Annotated in this window: 1 protein-coding gene; it reads right to left on the reverse strand. The window is 38.3% G+C overall.

Annotated features, from left to right (window positions below; translation table 11 throughout):
* Window positions 1–25: 25 nt before the first annotated feature.
* The coding region (locus tag ACYYG1_RS17315) for a hypothetical protein (protein WP_461211584.1) at window positions 26–606 on the reverse strand (581 nt) is incomplete at its 5' end.

Below are 606 nucleotides of genomic sequence, written 5' to 3' on the forward strand. Positions count from 1 at the left end.
GGCGGCCGAGGCGGCCGCCTAGAAATCACCCCGCCAGGGGCGGCAGTGTCAGGTGAATACTATCTCTGTACATCTTGCCGTCTTGTGTTCTTATTGAGACCCACCCGTGAGCAAGCCTATCAGCAGTTCTACGGAATTTTTTTATATTCTTTAGTTTGATTCGATTAATTTTGTATAGGCTCAAAATAGATGAGTAATAAAAGTAATCGTCATATATTTCTGAACATCCCCAAATATAGTCAACATTTTTTATGATATGAGGGCCAAGAAACAATGCAAAAGATGTAGAAATTATTAAAAAATATAGCATAAATGCAAGTATGCATTCTGCATCAAAATGTAACTCTTTGTCGTATAAAAATGGAATTATGGAAACTTCAATTGTTAAATAGAGACTTACGATAGACCCTGTATGTAGCTCTATCCAGTCTGGTATGCCTATTTTAAAATATCTTTTTCCTGTTCTGGTTTTTTTATGTAGTGCAATATTAATATGCAAGCAAAATAAAATATTACGATAGCAATTAATTGTACAGAGATAGTATTCACCTGACACTGCCGCCCCTGGCGGGGTGATTTCTAGGCGGCCGCCTCGGCCGCCTTTTC

This window comes from Desulfocurvus sp. DL1XJH-121 (assembly GCF_054819825.1).